The organism is Bradyrhizobium sp. LA2.1 (assembly GCF_040547725.1).
GTDB classification, from domain to species: domain Bacteria; phylum Pseudomonadota; class Alphaproteobacteria; order Rhizobiales; family Xanthobacteraceae; genus Bradyrhizobium; species Bradyrhizobium barranii.
Genome location: NZ_JBEPQI010000004.1, coordinates 225,684 through 241,277 on the forward strand (window position 1 = coordinate 225,684; position 15,594 = coordinate 241,277).

19 protein-coding genes are annotated in these 15,594 nt (G+C 64.8%); 5 read left to right on the forward strand and 14 right to left on the reverse strand.

Annotated features, from left to right (window positions below):
* Positions 1–6: 6 nt before the first annotated feature.
* The 3 genes from ABIB95_RS08995 to ABIB95_RS09005 form a co-directional block, all read right to left on the reverse strand.
* Positions 7–1,140: a glycosyltransferase family 2 protein gene (locus ABIB95_RS08995; protein WP_166091576.1), complete on the reverse strand. Its 1,134-nt coding sequence runs from the start codon at positions 1,138–1,140 to the stop codon at positions 7–9.
* 270 nt (positions 1,141–1,410) lie between these two features.
* Entirely contained in the window at positions 1,411–1,611 is a 201-nt protein-coding gene (locus tag ABIB95_RS09000; protein ID WP_231142260.1) for a hypothetical protein, read from the reverse strand.
* A gap of 155 nt (positions 1,612–1,766) precedes the next feature.
* Positions 1,767–2,150, reverse strand: a complete 384-nt coding sequence (locus tag ABIB95_RS09005) for a hypothetical protein (protein ID WP_354238806.1) — start codon at positions 2,148–2,150, stop codon at positions 1,767–1,769.
* A 100-nt stretch (positions 2,151–2,250) separates the two neighbouring features.
* Between ABIB95_RS09005 and ABIB95_RS09010 the strand changes: the two genes are divergently transcribed.
* Positions 2,251–3,087 carry a DUF72 domain-containing protein gene (locus ABIB95_RS09010; RefSeq protein ID WP_354238808.1) on the forward strand — a complete coding sequence of 279 codons (837 nt, stop codon included), beginning with the start codon at positions 2,251–2,253 and terminating at the stop codon, positions 3,085–3,087.
* Positions 3,088–3,096: 9 nt separating this feature from the next.
* Positions 3,097–3,558: a DUF488 domain-containing protein gene (locus ABIB95_RS09015; protein ID WP_166091546.1), complete on the forward strand. Its 462-nt coding sequence runs from the start codon at positions 3,097–3,099 to the stop codon at positions 3,556–3,558.
* A gap of 15 nt (positions 3,559–3,573) precedes the next feature.
* Here the strand turns inward: ABIB95_RS09015 and ABIB95_RS09020 are convergent, their stop codons facing one another.
* The 10 genes from ABIB95_RS09020 to ABIB95_RS09065 all read right to left on the reverse strand — a co-directional run bounded on the left by ABIB95_RS09020 (position 3,574) and on the right by ABIB95_RS09065 (position 13,057).
* Positions 3,574–4,488 (reverse strand): PhzF family phenazine biosynthesis protein, encoded by a 915-nt coding sequence (locus ABIB95_RS09020; protein WP_354238810.1) that lies wholly within the window; start codon positions 4,486–4,488, stop codon positions 3,574–3,576.
* A 132-nt stretch (positions 4,489–4,620) separates the two neighbouring features.
* Positions 4,621–5,520, reverse strand: a complete 900-nt coding sequence (locus ABIB95_RS09025) for an amidohydrolase family protein (RefSeq protein WP_354238812.1) — start codon at positions 5,518–5,520, stop codon at positions 4,621–4,623.
* A 22-nt stretch (positions 5,521–5,542) separates the two neighbouring features.
* Complete coding sequence (locus ABIB95_RS09030; RefSeq protein WP_085404342.1) at positions 5,543–6,784, reverse strand: MFS transporter; 1,242 nt, start codon at positions 6,782–6,784, stop codon at positions 5,543–5,545.
* A gap of 49 nt (positions 6,785–6,833) precedes the next feature.
* Entirely contained in the window at positions 6,834–7,565 is a 732-nt protein-coding gene (locus ABIB95_RS09035) for a GntR family transcriptional regulator (RefSeq protein ID WP_354238814.1), read from the reverse strand.
* Between the two features lie 119 nt (positions 7,566–7,684).
* Entirely contained in the window at positions 7,685–7,882 is a 198-nt protein-coding gene (locus tag ABIB95_RS09040; RefSeq protein ID WP_085404340.1) for a hypothetical protein, read from the reverse strand.
* A 112-nt stretch (positions 7,883–7,994) separates the two neighbouring features.
* Positions 7,995–9,302, reverse strand: a complete 1,308-nt coding sequence (locus tag ABIB95_RS09045) for an adenylate/guanylate cyclase domain-containing protein (protein WP_354238816.1) — start codon at positions 9,300–9,302, stop codon at positions 7,995–7,997.
* A gap of 29 nt (positions 9,303–9,331) precedes the next feature.
* Entirely contained in the window at positions 9,332–10,495 is a 1,164-nt protein-coding gene (locus ABIB95_RS09050; RefSeq protein ID WP_354238818.1) for an ABC transporter permease, read from the reverse strand.
* Positions 10,492–11,424 carry an ABC transporter ATP-binding protein gene (locus tag ABIB95_RS09055; protein WP_166342470.1) on the reverse strand — a complete coding sequence of 311 codons (933 nt, stop codon included), beginning with the start codon at positions 11,422–11,424 and terminating at the stop codon, positions 10,492–10,494. The genes ABIB95_RS09050 and ABIB95_RS09055 overlap by 4 nt, the downstream gene beginning before the upstream one ends.
* Positions 11,421–12,371 (reverse strand): HlyD family secretion protein, encoded by a 951-nt coding sequence (locus ABIB95_RS09060; RefSeq protein ID WP_502917804.1) that lies wholly within the window; start codon positions 12,369–12,371, stop codon positions 11,421–11,423. Before ABIB95_RS09060 ends, ABIB95_RS09055 begins: the two co-directional genes overlap by 4 nt.
* On the reverse strand, positions 12,368–13,057 hold the full coding sequence (locus ABIB95_RS09065; protein ID WP_354238820.1) for a TetR/AcrR family transcriptional regulator: 690 nt from the start codon (positions 13,055–13,057) through the stop codon (positions 12,368–12,370). Before ABIB95_RS09065 ends, ABIB95_RS09060 begins: the two co-directional genes overlap by 4 nt.
* Before the next feature lie 109 nt (positions 13,058–13,166).
* Between ABIB95_RS09065 and ABIB95_RS09070 the strand changes: the two genes are divergently transcribed.
* From ABIB95_RS09070 to ABIB95_RS09080, 3 genes are read left to right on the forward strand one after another with little or no spacing between them, the layout of a single operon-like run.
* Positions 13,167–13,502 (forward strand): ArsR/SmtB family transcription factor, encoded by a 336-nt coding sequence (locus ABIB95_RS09070; protein WP_354238822.1) that lies wholly within the window; start codon positions 13,167–13,169, stop codon positions 13,500–13,502.
* Complete coding sequence (locus ABIB95_RS09075; RefSeq protein ID WP_354238824.1) at positions 13,499–13,972, forward strand: SRPBCC family protein; 474 nt, start codon at positions 13,499–13,501, stop codon at positions 13,970–13,972. The genes ABIB95_RS09070 and ABIB95_RS09075 overlap by 4 nt, the downstream gene beginning before the upstream one ends.
* Positions 13,973–13,987: 15 nt before the next feature.
* Entirely contained in the window at positions 13,988–14,401 is a 414-nt protein-coding gene (locus ABIB95_RS09080) for a GFA family protein (protein ID WP_354238826.1), read from the forward strand.
* Between the two features lie 118 nt (positions 14,402–14,519).
* On the opposite strand, the gene adhP is transcribed toward ABIB95_RS09080, so the two are convergent.
* Positions 14,520–15,545, reverse strand: coding sequence for an alcohol dehydrogenase AdhP (gene adhP, locus ABIB95_RS09085; RefSeq protein WP_354238828.1), 1,026 nt, complete (start codon positions 15,543–15,545; stop codon positions 14,520–14,522).
* Positions 15,546–15,594: the final 49 nt, after the last annotated feature.

The window sequence follows — 15,594 nt, forward strand, 5'->3', positions numbered from 1 at the left end:
GTCGAGCTATTTCTTGCGCCAGACGAACAGTCCGGACATCGCGTAGTTCCACACCACGCCCATCAGCGCGCCGGCCATGCCGGCCAGCCACCAGATCGGCTCCTGGTCGTAGACCGAGAAGGCGACGCCGACATTGGCGAGCAGGCCCACGCTGCACACGATGTAGAAGGCGATCAGGCCGCGCAGCAGCGCAAAGCCCTTCAGCCGCTGGTCGCGGTAGGTGAGGAAGTTGTTGAGGACGAAGTTGCTGGTCATGGCGACGACGGCGCCCGCGGCCTGCGCCTCCGCGAACGGCGCCTTGAATAGCTGAAGGGCGATGAACAGCGTGGTCAGATGCACCACGAGGCCGATGCCGCCGACCATCGCGAACAGGATGAAGCGCAGCGAGACAGCATCGTTGGTGAATTTGGCCAGCACCAGGCCGAGAAAATCCAGCGCGACCATGGAATCGAGCTTGCTCTCGCCGTGCTGGCGCTCGCCGAACGTGTAGGGAATTTCAACGGCTCGCAAGCTACCGTTCGCGCTCGCGACGAGGTCGAGCAGGATCTTGAAGCCGTGCACCGACAGCTTCGGCGCCAACTCCTCGAAACGGTCGCGCCGAACCATGAAGAAGCCGCTCATGGGATCGGCGATCTCGACCCGCAACGCCTTCCTGGCGAGTTCGGTCGCAAGCGCGCTGGCGCCGGCGCGCTGCTTGTTGAAGCCTTCGCTCTTGTAGCCCTCGATGTACCGGCTGCCGACGACGAGATCGGCCTGGTCGCTTGCGAGCAGCAACAGCATCTTCGGCAGTTGCGTCTCGTCGTGCTGGAGGTCGGCATCGATCACGGCCACATAGGGCGCGCTGGAGGCCAGGATGCCCTCGATGCAAGCGCCCGACAGGCCACGGCGGCCGATGCGGCGAACGCAGCGCACGCGGTTGTCGCGCTGCGCCAGCGCGCGCACGACGTCCCAAGTGCCGTCGGGCGAATTATCGTCGACGAACACGACTTCCCAGGCGACGTTGGCGAGCGTCGCCTCCAGCCGCCGGTACAGCACCGTGACGTTGTCGCGCTCGTTGAACGTCGGGACGATGACCGACAGTTCCGGCGCCTCTTGAGCCTGCGGGGGAGTGCCGGAGCCCGGTCTGATCGCTTCATTCATGACGGCAGCGTATATCCGCCGCGTCCTGCGCTGCCAAGACGTTGCGCTGCCAAGATCTACCGAGCTGGGGTCTGTGGGGAAAGGCCCAAAAAGGGCCCAAAAATGCCAACGACCCCGGAACGGCGGACCGCGCGTACATCCGGCGCAAGCCCAAGCTATTCCAAGGTCGTTCCAGCGCCGGAGGTTTCGCTCAACGTCGCCGTTACAGACTAGATAGGAACGGTAAAACCGCTTTGCAAGGGGGCATAGCGGCCCTTTTTCAGACCCTTGCTAGTTCGGGACTTCCTTGATCACCGGCCCACGCGGCACGGGGGCGGCCGGGACAGCGGGTGCTGCGGCCGAAGCCGGCTCGGCCTTTGCCGGCCTGGGCGGCTTGCCGTACTGGCCGATCGGCCCCAATACGACGGCGACCGCAAGCACGACCGCGGCGACGATCGCGCCCAGAATGCCACCCACCGACTCAGACGACATGGAAGCCCATCCCTGTTCCAGATGCCTCCAGTGATACCATGGATGCGCGCGGAGCTGGAAGAGCCCCCCGCGGAGGGGCGAGTAGCGAATGGCTCGTCGCGAATGAAGAGCGCCGGCTTACGTGCCCTCTTCGCGATTGGCCATTCGCCACTGCCCTACTTTGCGGGCGGCCTGTGCTTGACGAAGGCCGTCACGATGTCCTTCTGCGCCGACTCGACCGCCCTGTTCGCGGTGGCGAGATGGGCGCCGGCATCGATGTTCGGATATTGCGCGGTGAGATAGTCGAGCAACGCCACCCGGTAATATTGCCGCTCCGACGGACAGGCGCCCGCGACCGAGCGGCCGAAATCCTGTTCCGACATTCCCTGATTGGAGTCGCGCGAATATTCCCGCGCCAGGCAATGCCAGTAATCGTCTCGGCCCTGCATGGCGAGCTTCTGCGCACCCTTGGCATCGTCGTCATCGTCGGCCATGGCACCAAACGTCATGGCAGCAGATGTCATCATGACGAGCGCCGCTCCCACCATCAGCATCCGCATTCTTGTTCTCCTTTTGCGCGGGTCCCGTTGCGACCTTAGACGGGACGGCGCAACTGGCCAATCACATCTGGTTTGATTAGGATGAGGTCCCTCCCCGTCGATGCGAGACCCTCCCGTGGCCAAAGCAAAAACCGCGTCCAAAAAATCCGGCAACATCTTCATCGGCGTCGGCGGCTGGACCTTCGAGCCCTGGCGCGGCGTGTTCTACCCGGAGAAGCTCACGCAGGCCAAGGAGCTGTCCTATGCCGCCTCGAAGCTGACCTCGATCGAGATCAACGGCACCTATTACGGCTCGCAGAAGCCGGAGAGCTTTCGCAAATGGGCCAGCGAAGTGCCCGATGGTTTCGTGTTCTCGGTGAAGGGACCCCGCTTCGCCACCAACCGCCGCGTGCTCGCCGAGGCCGGCGATTCCATCAAGCGGTTCTATGATTCCGGCGTGCTGGAACTCGGCGACCATCTCGGACCGGTGCTGTGGCAGTTCGCGCCGACGAAAAAGTTCGACGGCGCCGATTTCGGCAAGTTCCTGGAGCTGCTGCCGCGCAAGCTCGATGGGCGCGCGCTGCGCCATGTCGTCGAGGTCCGCCACGACAGTTTTTGCGCGCCGGACTTCGTCGCGCTGATCCGCGAGTTCGAGACGCCTGTCGTGTTCGCCGAGCACGGCAAATATCCGGCGATCGCCGACGTCGCCGGCGACTTCGTCTATGCACGGCTCCAGAAGGGCAATGACGAGATCAAGACCTGCTATCCGCCGAAGCAGCTCGATGCCTGGGCCAAGCGCTTTCAGGACTGGGCCGAGGGGAGTGAACCCGACGATCTACCGAAGGTCGACAAGGCCAAGCCGAAGAAAGAGCCGCGCGACGTGTTCGCCTATGTCATCCACGAGGGCAAGGTGCGCGCACCGGCCGGCGCCATGGAACTGATCGCGCGGGTCAGCTGAGGATGGTTCATGGCAAAGGCGAAAAAGCTCTTCACCATCGGTTATGAACAGACGCCGCCCAAGGCGGTGCTCGACGAGCTGGAAGGGGCCGGCGTCAAGCTCGTGGTCGACGTGCGCGCGGTGACCTCATCGCGCCGGCCCGGCTTTTCGAAGAAGCAGCTTGCCGCGGGCCTCGACGAGCGCGGCATCGCCTATGTCCATCTCGCCGCGCTCGGCACGCCGAAGGAAGGCCGCCTCGCCGCGCGCAGCGGCCAATACGATGTGCTGGAGAGGATCTATTCAAAGCACCTGAAGACGCCGCAGGCCAGGGAAGAGATGGACGAGCTCTCGGCGCTGGTGATGAAGGCCGGCCCGGTCTGCCTGCTCTGCTACGAGCGCGATCACACCCATTGCCACCGCCAGATGATCGCGGAGATCATCGAGGAGCGCGATGGCGTGGCGGTGAGGAATTTGGCCGGACGACAGGTGTAGCCAGCTCCATCCGGGCTACAGATCCCCCGCCAGCCTAAGCGTCCCCTCCATCATCTGCACACAGCTGCCGCCGACATGAGCGGACGTGATCTTACCATCCTGCTTGCGCACGCGCGTCCGGAGGATGCTTGGCCGGCCCATGTCAAAGCCCTGGCCGACGGTGAGCTTCAACTCGCCATCACGCATGGGATCGAGATCGGCAAACAGCGCGGCCGCGGCGACCGTCGCGCTGCCGGTGGCGGGATCCTCGACGAGGCCGCTGGCGCCGCGCATGAACATCCGCGCCTGCCGATCGCAAGGCGCCTCCGCTGGCGGCACGTCGCGCGTGTAGAACCATACCGAGCGGGCGCCGTCCCGCGGCAAGACCTTGCCGTAGGCGGCCGCATCGGGCCGGGCGCGCTTGAGCGCCTCGCGCGAATGCAGCTCCATCACCAGAAACGCGTTTCCAACGCTGACGATCTGCGGCGCGTGGCTGTCGACCTTGATGTCATCCGCACCGAGCGAGACGCAGCTTGCAGCTTCAGCGGCAGACAATTGCGACAGCCGCGCCAAAGGCTGGGGCGCGGTGAGCTCGGTTCTGACCACCCGGCCCTGTTCTCTCACGATCTCGACCGGCACGAGCCCGGCCTTCTCCTCAAACAGCAGGCGCGGTTTCAGCTCTTTTGCCATCGAGGCCAGCACGAAGGCGGTGCCGACATTGGGATGGCCGGCAAAGGCAATCTCCAGCACCGGCGTGAAGATGCGCACCTCGGCGTCATTGGCCCTGTCGCGCGGTGGCAGCACGAAGGTCGTCTCGGAATAGTTGAACTCGGTCGCGATCGCCTGCATCTGCTGCGTCGTGAGCCCGCCGGCATCGAGCACCACGGCGAGCTGGTTGCCGCCGAAGGCGCGGTCGGTGAACACGTCGACGGTGATGTAGCGGCGCTGCATCTTCACTTCCTCATGAAAATCGCGGCCTCAACCGGCCGCATCGCCGGCAGTCTACAGGCCGGCGACATCGCTCGTCATGCCCCAAAATTCGGAGCATTCGGAGCAATCGCGCGAGGAGATCAGGAGGGAGAATCAGAAGCGGAACAGCTGATGCGGCGATGCGAGCACCCGCGCGCGCTCGCTGTCGTCGACGATCAGCGCATCGAGAAACTGCCGGTTTTTCGCGTAAGCCTGCGACGCCTCGAACTGCGTGTGCGGCCAGTCGCTGCCCCACAGCAGGCGGTCGAGGCCGTAAGCCTTGCGCAGCAGCGGATAGGCCTCCTTCGCAAAACTCTCGCCGCTCGCGCCGTTGCGGTACGGCGCCGAGATCTTGACCCAGACATTTCGCGTCGCGCCGAGCTTCAGCACCGACTGGAAGCCGGGATCGGCGACGCCGAGTTTCGGATCCGGCAACGCATAGTGATCGAGCACGACGGTGACACCATGGTCGAGCAGCTGCGGCGCCAGCAGTGCGAGGTCGGACGCGTTGCGCTGGAGCTCGACTTGCCAGCCCATCGATTTCACGTTTCCGAGCAGCGCCTTCCATTCGCCGGCAGCGAGATCGGGCAAGGGCTGACCGACCAGATTGAGGCGGATGCCGACGACGCCGGCGCGATCGAGCGCGCGCAGTTCGTCCGCGGTCACGGAAGGATCGACCACCGCGATACCACGCAGGCGTCCGCCGGAAGTCTTCAGGCTCTCGACCAGATAGGAATTGTCGGCGCCGAGAAAGCTCGGCTGCACCAGCACGCCGTTGCTCATGCCATTGCGGTCGAGCTGCTCCAGATAGAGCGCCAGCGGCGCATCGTAATCTGGGGCATAGCGCCGGCCGGGCGCGAGCTTGAGGCCGCGGTGGAAGACATGGGCATGGGTATCGATTGTCGGCAAGCTCGTCTCACTCTTCGCTCGGCTCGCGACGGCCGTGGCCGACACGAGGGATACAAGGCCTGTGCCGAATTGGCGGCGCGTCAGGCCACGCTCGCGGGATATCATGGTGACTGCTCCCCATCCGGCGTCAGGCGCGCGTCGCCGCGGCTTGTTCGAAAACCTTGCCGCGGGTTTCGGGCAGCAGCACCACCGCGATCAGCACCAGCGAATAGGCGAAGGCCGCATCGATGCCGATCGCCGGTCCGAGCCCGATATGGTCGCTGAGATAGCCCACGAGGAAGGGGAACGCGGCGGAGACGATGCGGCCGAAATTGTAGCAGAAGCCGACACCGGTGCCGCGCACGCCGGCCGGATAGAGCTCGCTGAACAGCGCCGCCATGCTGGCGGGAATGCCGGCCGAGAAGAAGCCGAGCGGAAAGCCGAGCACCAGCATCTCGCCGTTGGTCAGCGGCGCGAAGATGTAGATCAGCACGGTGACGATGCAGGCGCTGGCGAAGAAGGTGACATTGGCCCTGCGGCCGATGCGGTCGCTGATGATGCCGCTCGCGATGCAGCCGCAGAAGAAGGCAACGATGATGACTGCGAGATAGCCGCTGGAGCCCAGCACCGACAGATGCCGCACTTCGCGCAAGTATGTCGGCAGGAACGTAGTCAGGGCCGCGTAACCGCCATGGGCGCCGATGCCAAACAGACCTCCGATCAGCGTCGAGCGCAGCACGTCACGATGGAAGATGCCCGAGAGCGTGGCGAAGAATGGCGTCTTGTCGGCTGCGACCGCGCGCGGCGGCTCCTTCAAGCCGCGGCGGATGAAGATGATGAGGAGCGCGGGCAACAGCCCCAGCGCAAACAGCAGCCGCCAGGCGATGTCGGCGGGTGCATAAGTGAACACGAGGGCCGAGAGCAGCACAGCTGCGCCCCACCCCACGGCCCAGGCGCTCTGCACCGAGCCCAGCGCCTTGCCGCGATGCTCGGGGCGAATGATCTCGGCCATCAGCACCGCGCCGCAAGCCCATTCGGCGCCGAAGCCGAGGCCCTGAATCGCCTTCAGGATCAGGAGCTGGTTGTAAGTCATCGCGAACGCGCAGGCGAAGGTCGCGAGCGCAAAGGTCGCAACGGTAATCTGAAGCGCCTTGACGCGGCCAAAACGGTCGCCGAGCGCGCCGCCGAGCCAGCCGCCGAACGCGCCGAAGAACAGCGTGACCGAGCCGAGCAGGCCCGCATCGGCCTTGCTGATGCCGAAGGCGGCGATCAGCGCGGGAATGGCAAGGCCGAACATCTGGACGTCGAGCGCATCCAGCGCCCAGCCGCCAAAGCTTGCCCAGAACGTGCGCCGCTCCAGCGGCGAGCTTTCGCTGTACCAGTTTGACATTGTTTCTCCCTTGAATTCGTTATTGCTTGATGTCGTTGAAAGGTCGCTCTCACCTGATCTCGGCGTGGTAGCGGAACCGGTCGGCCGGCCCCCTCGACCTGCGCCATTCGATCGGCTGCCGCTCCAGATCGAGCGCGAGGCGCTCGATCACGATCAATGGTGCGTGCGCTTCGAGGCGCAGCAGCCGCGCCTGCATCTCGTTGGCCATTTCGACCGTCAGAATTTCCTCGGCCGACACCACCACCTCCCCGCAACGCTCCTCGTAGAGCGGATAAAGCAGGTCGCCGAATTCGGCGGTGTCGATCTCCAGGATCGGCGCGAAGCGCGATTGCTGGAGCCAGATCTCCTCGGCGAGCAGCGGTACATCGTCGATCAGGCGCAGACGCGACAGGCTGATCACGGGCTCGCCGACAGGGATGCGCAGCGCCGACGCAACCGCCGAATTCGCCAAAACGCTCTTGCGCCGGATGATGCGGCTCTTCGGCACGCGCCGCTCGCCGCTCTCGGACTGGAATCGGAAGAAGCGGAATAGCGAGGAGTTGAAGCGCGCCCGGCGCACGAAGGTGCCGCGGCCCTGCTGGCGCTCCAGCACGGTATCGGCAACGAGCTGATCGATCGCTTTGCGCACGGTGCCGATGGCGACGCCGTAATGCGCCGCGAGCTCGGCCTCCGACGGGATCGGCTCGCCCGGCCGCCATTCATTGCGGTTGATCCGCGCGGCGAGGTCGTCGCGCAGGCGCTGGTAGCGTGGCAGGCGGTCGTCGTGCGGAGCTGCATTCATATAGTCATATAGATGACTAGATGAGATAGGAGTCAAGAACTACCAAGGTACCGCAATTGCGAGGCCGGCGACGCGAGGTCGGGCCGGCGGACGTTGCCAACCCGACCTCGCCTTGCGCGTTAGTTCGCTGCCCTCGGCGTGCAGGGAGGCTGCTTGTAGGGCGCAGAGGCAAACGCGCCCTGTGCCGGAGCCCTTACGCAATCCGCGGCCGCCTGAGGCGAGGCGCGCCGCGGGGCGACGTCGCGGGCGGCTGCGGCCTGGGTTTGATAGACGGCGGCGGCGATCAGGGCGGCCGAGACAAGGGTCAATCGGGTCATGGGTTCTCTCCGCGTGGCAAACGGAAGCCGAGAGGTTTCGGCGTCCTGACAACATGAGCGGAAATCGCCGCGAGATATTTCATCACGCGCCTTCAACGAAACGCGAGCCCCCTCACCCCAGTTGAAACACCGCCACCTTGTGCTCGTAGCCGCGAATCGTGACCTCGCCGAGCGCGACGGCGTCCTCACCGTCGTCGCCGAGCGCCTCGCGGACGGACGCGGAGATCAGCAGGTGCGAGCCGAACTCCTTGTTGAGTGCCTCCAGCCGCGAAGCGAAGTTCACGGTGTCGCCGATCACCGTGTACTCCTTGCGCCGGGGCGAGCCGATATTGCCGGCAACGACCTCGCCGAAATGGATGCCGATGCCGATCCGCAGCGGCCAGCTCGTTTGCGCGTTGATGCGGTCCATCGCGGCCAGCATCTCGCGGCCTGCGGCAACTGCGCGGTGCGCGGCGTCGGAGGCCTCCAGCGGCGCGCCGAACAGGGCGAGGAAGCCATCGCCCAAAAACTTGTTCACGATGCCGCCCTGACGATCGAGGATGTCGACCAGCACGGCGAACGCACCGTCGAGCCGGTCAACCACCTCCTGCGGGGTGCGCAACCGCGCGCTGGCGGTGAAGCCGCGGAAATCGACGAACATCACCGCGACGCGGCGAAGGTCGCCGCCCGCGCTGGGCCCCGCCGCCATCAGCCGTTCCACCACCTGCGGCGAGACGTGCTGGCCGAACAGGTTGGTGACGCGATCACGCGCGGTGGCGGCCGCGATGCTCGCGGCAAATTGCCGCCGCAGCCGCGCGCCGACGGAGCCGGCGAGCACGCCGCAGATCAGGATGATGGTGCTGCGCACAGCGTGAAAGTAGATCAGCGGTTCGCCAGCGTCGCTGGCCGAATTGTAGTACAGCGCGACGGCCAGGAGTTCGGCAGCGGCCACAAATCCCGTGAAGGTGGACAGCCAGAAATCGAGCCGCAGCGTCGAAAGAATGATGAAGATGAAATAGGCCAGTGGCAGCACGAAACCGAGCGCGGGCCCAGCGCCCATGCTGCGAATCTGCAGAATCAGGATGATCGTCGGCAGCGACGTTTCGATGAGAGCGCCGATATAGCGCCTGATCACCGGCAGGTCGCGATCGAGCTTGAGGTTTCGCCTGATCTGGCTGTGGACCCAGACCTCGAAGAGGATGAAGCCCCCCAAGAGCATGTATTCGCGGACCAAGCCCTCCGTCCCGCGCCAGACCCGGTTCACGATGGCAGGGTCGATCAGGTAGGTTGCGGTGAGGAACAGGATCATGACGCAGCCCGTCGTGATCAGCGCCCTCACCCGCAACAGCTCGGTCCGCAGCACTTCTCGCGTCAGCTCGCGCTCGAACTCCTCCGACATCACGGCATGTTGCCGGGTCTTCCTGCTGGCAAACCTGACCATTCCACCCCTCGATTCCGGGGCATTGTGCCTCAATCCAGCGTGCGGCGGAAGCGCGTCACCGCGATGGTCATGGCGACCAGCATCAGGATCGCCAGCGCCAGCGCGTCGAAGTGCAAATTCTGCATGGTCGCGCCCTTCAGCATGATGGCGCGGACGATCCGCAAGTAGTGGGTCAGCGGCAGGCATTCACCGAGATATTGCGCCCAGACCGGCATGCCGGCGAACGGGAACATGAATCCGGAGAGCAGAATGCTCGGCAGGAAGAACATCATCGCCATCTGCATGGCCTGGAGCTGGTTCTGCACCACGGTCGAGATGGTGTAGCCAATCGACAGATTTGTAGCGATGAACAAGGTCGACAGCAGCGCGAGCAGGAACAGATTGCCGAGCAAGGGCACGCCGAACAAGCCGACACCGATGCCGATGATGAGGAAGGCCTGAAGGAAGCCAACCAGCACATAAGGAACGATCTTGCCGAACATCACCTCGACCGGCTTGATCGGCATCGACAGCAGGCTCTCCATGGTACCGCGCTCGACCTCGCGGGTGACCGAGAGCGCGGTGAAGATCAGCATGGTCATGGTGAGGATGGTGCCGACGAGGCCCGGCACGATATTGAGGCTGGACGACGCGGCCGGATTGTAGCGCGCATGCGCGCGGATCTCGAACGGCATCTCGGGCGGATTGCCGATATAGAGATCGTGCGCAAGCGCGGTCTGCACGACCATGCCGAGCGAGCCGAGCGCGGCGCTGGCCGCAACGGGATCGGTGGCGTCGGCCGCAACCAGCAGCGCCGGCCTGTCGCCGCGCCGCACCGCCCGCTCGAAGCCGCGCGGAATCTCGACGCCGAACAGCACCTTGCCCGATTTCAGCAGGTTGTCGAAATCGTCGACGTCGTGGACCTCGTAGATGAAGCGGAAATAGGCGGTGTTCTCCAGCGCCTTCAACACCGAGCGGGCAAGATCCGAATCCTCCTGGAGCAGCACCGCACTCGGCAGATGGTGCGGTGTGGTGTTGATGGCATAGCCGAACAGCAGAAGCTGCATCACCGGCAGCATCACGATCATCGCGAACGACACGCGGTCGCGCTTGAGCTGGATGAACTCCTTGACCAGCATCGCATAGGAGCGCTTCCAGAAGCCGAAGCGCTCGCGGATCTCGTGCGCGGGTGCGGGGTGATCGGCGGCGCTCATTGGAAATTGTCCTTGGAACGGCTCATCAATTCGATGAACACGTCTTCGAGCGAGGGCGATGATTTGTGCCAGTGCAGGCCGCCCTTCTCGCGCCACGGCGCGATGCTGGCCTCGAGCGCGGCGACGTCGCGCCCGGAAACGTGGAGCGAAGTACCGAACGGCGCCACCATGTCCACGCCGGGCTTGCCGGTGAGCGCGGCCGTGAGCCCGTTGAGGTCCTCGCCCGTCACGGTGTAGGTCGTCAGGGCGGACTTCGCGATCACCTCCTCGACCGTGCCGTGCGCCAGCAGATGGCCGTAGGCGATATAGGCGATCTCGTGGCAGCGCTCGGCCTCGTCCATGTAGTGGGTCGAGACCAGGACGGTGAGGCCGTCGGCCGCGAGCGCATGGATCTCGTTCCAGAAATCGCGCCGCGCCTTGGGATCGACGCCGGCGGTGGGCTCGTCCAGCAGCAGCAGTTTCGGACTGGGCAGCGTGCAGGCCCCAAGCGCGAGCCGCTGCTTCCAGCCGCCGGAGAGCTCGCCCGCAAGCTGCTCCTCGCGCCCCGACAGCCCGAGCCGCTTGATCATGTCGCGCGCGGCGCCGCGAGCATCGGCGAGGCCATAGAGCCGCGCGACGAATTCGAGGTTCTCGCGCACCGAGAGGTCCTGGTACAGGCTGAAGCGCTGGGTCATGTAGCCGACCTGGCGCTTGATCTTTTCGGCATCGCGCCGGATGTCGTAGCCGAGGCAGGTGCCCTCGCCGCTGTCGGGCGTGAGCAGGCCGCAGAGGATGCGGATGGTGGTGGTCTTGCCCGAGCCGTTCGGCCCGAGGAAGCCGTAGATCGAGCCGCGCTTCACCTGCATCGACAGATCGTGCACGACCTCGCGGCCGCCAAACGACTTGGTCAGGCCCTTGACGTCGATCGCGATGCCGTTGCCGCCGTTCATCGCTTGTCCGCCACCGGCGTTTTTGGATGGAGATAGACGTCGATCGGCTGTCCGACCCGCAGGGCATCGGGCCGCGAGGGGCGCGCCTGGATCAAATAGACCAGCTTGTTGCGCTCATCGAGGCTGTAGATGACAGGCGGAGTGTATTCGGCCGAGGTCGCGATGAAATAGATCTTTGCAGTGAGATCCGCCGCGCAATTGTCGCAAGAGATGCGCACCGTGTCGCCGATCGCAAGCTTCGGCAACTCGGTCTCGGGCACGAAGAAGCGCAGCTTCATGTTGCCGGGCGGCATGATCGAGAGCACCGGCCGCTGCGCCGCCACCATCTCGCCCTCGCGGAAATAGATCTGCTGGATGGTGCCGGCAACGGGGGCAAAGCCCCTGCGCCGCGCCATTCGCGTCTCCGACGTCGCGACCCGCGCTTCGGCGACACGCAAGGACGACACCGCGGAATCGAGATTGGCCTGCGTACCGGAGCCGGTCTTGTTCAGCGAGGCCGCGCGATCATAGGTCTGCTGCGCATTAGCTAATGTCGCCTTGTTCTGGTTGAGGTCGGCAAGCTGGAGATCGTCGTCGACGGAATAGAGGGCATCGCCGACCTTCACCTCGTCGCCCTCGCGGACATTGAGCTTCGTCACCCGGCCCGCTTCGTCCGGGCTGACGAAGATCATGTCGGCCTCGACCCAACCCTGAAATCCGGGATCGCGCTTGTCCTTGCAGCCGGCAAGGCCGGTTGCAAGCACCAGAACCGCGATCGAACAAAGCCGCGACAGACGCACCGAAAACAGGGTCGTTTGCCGCGGCAGATGCTGCTGTCGACCCCTCACCCTGAGGAGCCGCGAAGCGGCGTCTCGAAGGGCGAGGAGCCACAGCGGAGCCTGCATCCTTCGAGACGCGCGTTCCGCGCTCCTCAGGATGAGGTGAGAGATGCTTCGTGACGACCTCATGTCGTCCTCCGTTCGCCAAAAATCAGATCGAGATGGACGCGCAGCATGTCCTGGGCGTCGAGCGGCGCGTGCCGTGCAAACAGGCTCTGCCAGATCACCGCGATCATCGCGGGTGCGACCAGGATCTGCGGATAGCGCGCGAGGTTCTTCTCGCGGATCTCGCCGCGGGCAATGCCGAGCTCGATCAGCGCGCGCATGCCGGCGATCCCGCGCGAGACGACCTCGCGATAGTAGAAATCGGCGACGGACGGAAAGCGCGGCCCTTCCGCCACGATCAATCGCACGAGATCGCCGCGCCTCGTGCCGATGACCTCCTTGAGGAAGTTACCGGCAAAGGCCTCGACGAGATCGCGCACCGAGCCCGTCGGCGGCGGCAGCGCATTCAGCTTGGCCACCACAGGCACGATCACAGTGCGCACCAGCTCCTCGAACATCGATTCCTTGTCCTTGAAGTGCAGGTAGATCGTGCCCTTGGCCACGCCCGCCCGCTTGGCGATGTCGTCGAGCCGCGTCGCGGCAAAGCCGCGCGCAATGAACTCCTCCATCGCCGCTTCCACGATGGCCGACCGACGCTCGGCCGCACGCGTGGCACGGTTCGAAGTGGGCGCAGCGTCGGCGGGCGCACGGCCCTTCGCATCGGCGCGAGCTGCGGTTGGCGTGGCTGCTTTGGTTGGCTTCTTGGTCATTCCTCATTTATGACTGACCGGTCAGTCATAGTCAAGACAGCGATCCAGCCTTACGCAAACAAACAAATTAGCATTGACTAATGCATTAGCGTTTGCTAATTGAATGCTCATGATCGAAGCCGCTCCAAATCCCGTCACATCCGTGATGCGCGCCCTCGCCGATCCGACCCGTCGTGCCGTGTTCGAGCGCGTGTTCGAGAGCAAGGAGATCAGCGTCGCCGAACTCACCCGCGGCAGCGGCGTGACGCAGGGCGCGATCTCGCAGCATTTGAAGTCGCTGAAGCAGGCCGGCCTCGTCGCCGAGCGCGCCGAGGGCCGCAACGTCTATTACCGAGCCGCGCCGCAAGGACTCGAGCCGCTGGTCACCTGGATGGACCATTACGGCGTGTTCTGGCGCGAGCGCTTCCAGAATCTGCGTGACCTCTTGAAGGAGATCGATTCGTGAGTGCAGCCGAGTTCAGAGCCGAAACAAAAGACATCGTCCAAGACATTGTTTTGGAGGAGGTCTTCCCTCACGCGCCCGAGACGATCTGGAAGACGCTGACCAGCGCCCAGTTGATCGCGCGCTGGCTGATGCAGCCGACCGGCTTCGAAGCCGTCGAAGGCAAGGCCTTCACCTTCCAGACAACGCCGGGCGGCAACTGGGACGGCGTTATCCATTGCCGGGTTCTGGAAGTCGTACCGAACCGGAGCCTCGTCTACGCCTGGAAGGGCGGCGACGAACGCAACACCGGCTACGGCGCGCCGCTCGATACCGTCGTGACGTGGTCCCTCACCCCGGTCGAAGCCGGCACGCGGATCCGCCTGGTGCATGCGGGCTTCGTCATGCCGAGGAACGAGTCCGCCTACACGGTCATGAGCGGCGGCTGGAAGAAGGTCGTGCGTCAGCTCGACGAGATCAGTGGCGAGAAGTGAGTGGGAGATCTTTCGATGACCAGGCCTTTTACCGGCGGCTGCGCCTGCGGCGCGATCCGCTATTCGATTCTGGGTGAGCCGCTGTTCAGCAATCACTGCCAGTGCCGGGACTGCCAGCGCGAAAGCGGCGGCGGCCACGGCTCGTACATGACCTTCGCGCGTGCCGGCGTCACGGTGACGGGCGAGGCGAAGCACTGGGACATGGTCGGCGACAGCGGCAACGTGAAGACGCGCGGTTTCTGCACGCAGTGCGGCTTGCCGGTCTACATGACCTTCGCCGCAATGCCCGACATCTTCACCATCCGCGCCGCAAGCCTCGACGAGCCCGCCCGCTACAAGCCGCAGGTGGTCACTTACGCGGCGCGCGGGTACGATTGGGATCGTCTCGATCCCGACCTGCCGAAATTCGCAGGCATGCCGCCAGCGTGAGGCACTAGAGCCACTTCCGTTCCGATGGAAGTTCCGATGGAATCGGAACGGGGCTCTAGATTCTTGTCTTGACGCGTTTTCCTTACGCGAACCGGTATCCACTTCGCTCGAAAACGCTCTAGCCAAAGTCGAGCACCATGCGGCCGTCGATCTTGCCGGCCTTCATCCGGTCGAAGACGTTATTGATCTCCGCGAGCGGCACCTTGGCTACTTCGGCCTTGACCTTGCCGTCCGCGGCGAATGCGATGGCCTCGTCGAGATCCCTGCGGGTGCCGACGATGGAGCCACGCACGGTGATACGCTTGAGCACGACATCGAAGATCGGCGTCGGGAATTCGCCCGGCGGCAGGCCGACCAAGCTGACGGTGCCCTTGCGACGCACCATCTTCAGCGCCTGCGCGAACGCCGAGGTCGAGACCGCCGTCACCAGCACACCGTGGGCCCCGCCCCCGGTTGCTGCCACAACCTTGTCCACCGCATCGGCCTCCAGCGCGTTGACCGCGAGATCGGCGCCGGTCTCGCGTGCGAGCTTGAGCTTGTCCTCGGCGATGTCGACGGCTGCGACCTTGAACCCCATCGCCTTGGCGTACTGGATCGCGACATGGCCGAGCCCGCCGACGCCGGAAATCGCGACCCACTCGCCGGGCCGAGCGTCGGTCTCCTTCAATCCCTTGTAGGTGGTGACGCCGGCACACAGGATCGGCGCGACGGCGGCGAAATCGATCGTTGCCGGGAGCTTTGCGGCGAAGGCGGCCGAGGCGATGACATATTCGGCAAAGCCGCCGTTCACGCTGTAGCCGGTGTTGTGCTGGTGCTCGCACAGCGTTTCCCAGCCGGTCTCGCAATATTCGCAAGCCATGCACGCGTCGTGCAGCCAGGCGACGCCGACGGCATCGCCGACCTTCAGATTTTTCACACCTGGCCCGAGTGCAGCGACGGTTCCCGCCACCTCATGCCCGGGAATGAAGGGCGGAACCGGCTTCACCGGCCAGTCGCCGGAAGCTGCGTGCAGATCGGTGTGGCAGACGCCGCACGCTTTCACCTTGACCAAAACCTCGCCGGGACCGGGCTGCGGCACCGGCACGTCCTCGATCACCAGCGGCTTGCCGAATTGTTTGACGATGGCGGCTTTCATGGTCGGCATGTGTCTGCTCCATTGCAATACAGAGAGCAGACTAGCGATGCCGGGCGGC

Bases quoted from the DNA above. Each gene is read 5' to 3' on its own strand.
- ABIB95_RS08995 (WP_166091576.1), bottom strand. From the start codon at position 1,140: ATGAATGAAGCGATCAGACCGGGCTCCGGCACTCCCCCGCAGGCTCAA.
- ABIB95_RS09000 (WP_231142260.1), bottom strand. From the start codon at position 1,611: ATGTCGTCTGAGTCGGTGGGTGGCATTCTGGGCGCGATCGTCGCCGCG.
- ABIB95_RS09005 (WP_354238806.1), bottom strand. From the start codon at position 2,150: ATGCGGATGCTGATGGTGGGAGCGGCGCTCGTCATGATGACATCTGCT.
- ABIB95_RS09010 (WP_354238808.1), top strand. From the start codon at position 2,251: ATGCGAGACCCTCCCGTGGCCAAAGCAAAAACCGCGTCCAAAAAATCC.
- ABIB95_RS09015 (WP_166091546.1), top strand. From the start codon at position 3,097: ATGGCAAAGGCGAAAAAGCTCTTCACCATCGGTTATGAACAGACGCCG.
- ABIB95_RS09020 (WP_354238810.1), bottom strand. From the start codon at position 4,488: ATGCAGCGCCGCTACATCACCGTCGACGTGTTCACCGACCGCGCCTTC.
- ABIB95_RS09025 (WP_354238812.1), bottom strand. From the start codon at position 5,520: ATGATATCCCGCGAGCGTGGCCTGACGCGCCGCCAATTCGGCACAGGC.
- ABIB95_RS09030 (WP_085404342.1), bottom strand. From the start codon at position 6,784: ATGTCAAACTGGTACAGCGAAAGCTCGCCGCTGGAGCGGCGCACGTTC.
- ABIB95_RS09035 (WP_354238814.1), bottom strand. From the start codon at position 7,565: ATGAATGCAGCTCCGCACGACGACCGCCTGCCACGCTACCAGCGCCTG.
- ABIB95_RS09040 (WP_085404340.1), bottom strand. From the start codon at position 7,882: ATGACCCGATTGACCCTTGTCTCGGCCGCCCTGATCGCCGCCGCCGTC.
- ABIB95_RS09045 (WP_354238816.1), bottom strand. From the start codon at position 9,302: ATGGTCAGGTTTGCCAGCAGGAAGACCCGGCAACATGCCGTGATGTCG.
- ABIB95_RS09050 (WP_354238818.1), bottom strand. From the start codon at position 10,495: ATGAGCGCCGCCGATCACCCCGCACCCGCGCACGAGATCCGCGAGCGC.
- ABIB95_RS09055 (WP_166342470.1), bottom strand. From the start codon at position 11,424: ATGAACGGCGGCAACGGCATCGCGATCGACGTCAAGGGCCTGACCAAG.
- ABIB95_RS09060 (WP_502917804.1), bottom strand. From the start codon at position 12,371: ATGAGGTCGTCACGAAGCATCTCTCACCTCATCCTGAGGAGCGCGGAA.
- ABIB95_RS09065 (WP_354238820.1), bottom strand. From the start codon at position 13,057: ATGACCAAGAAGCCAACCAAAGCAGCCACGCCAACCGCAGCTCGCGCC.
- ABIB95_RS09070 (WP_354238822.1), top strand. From the start codon at position 13,167: ATGATCGAAGCCGCTCCAAATCCCGTCACATCCGTGATGCGCGCCCTC.
- ABIB95_RS09080 (WP_354238826.1), top strand. From the start codon at position 13,988: ATGACCAGGCCTTTTACCGGCGGCTGCGCCTGCGGCGCGATCCGCTAT.
- adhP (WP_354238828.1), bottom strand. From the start codon at position 15,545: ATGCCGACCATGAAAGCCGCCATCGTCAAACAATTCGGCAAGCCGCTG.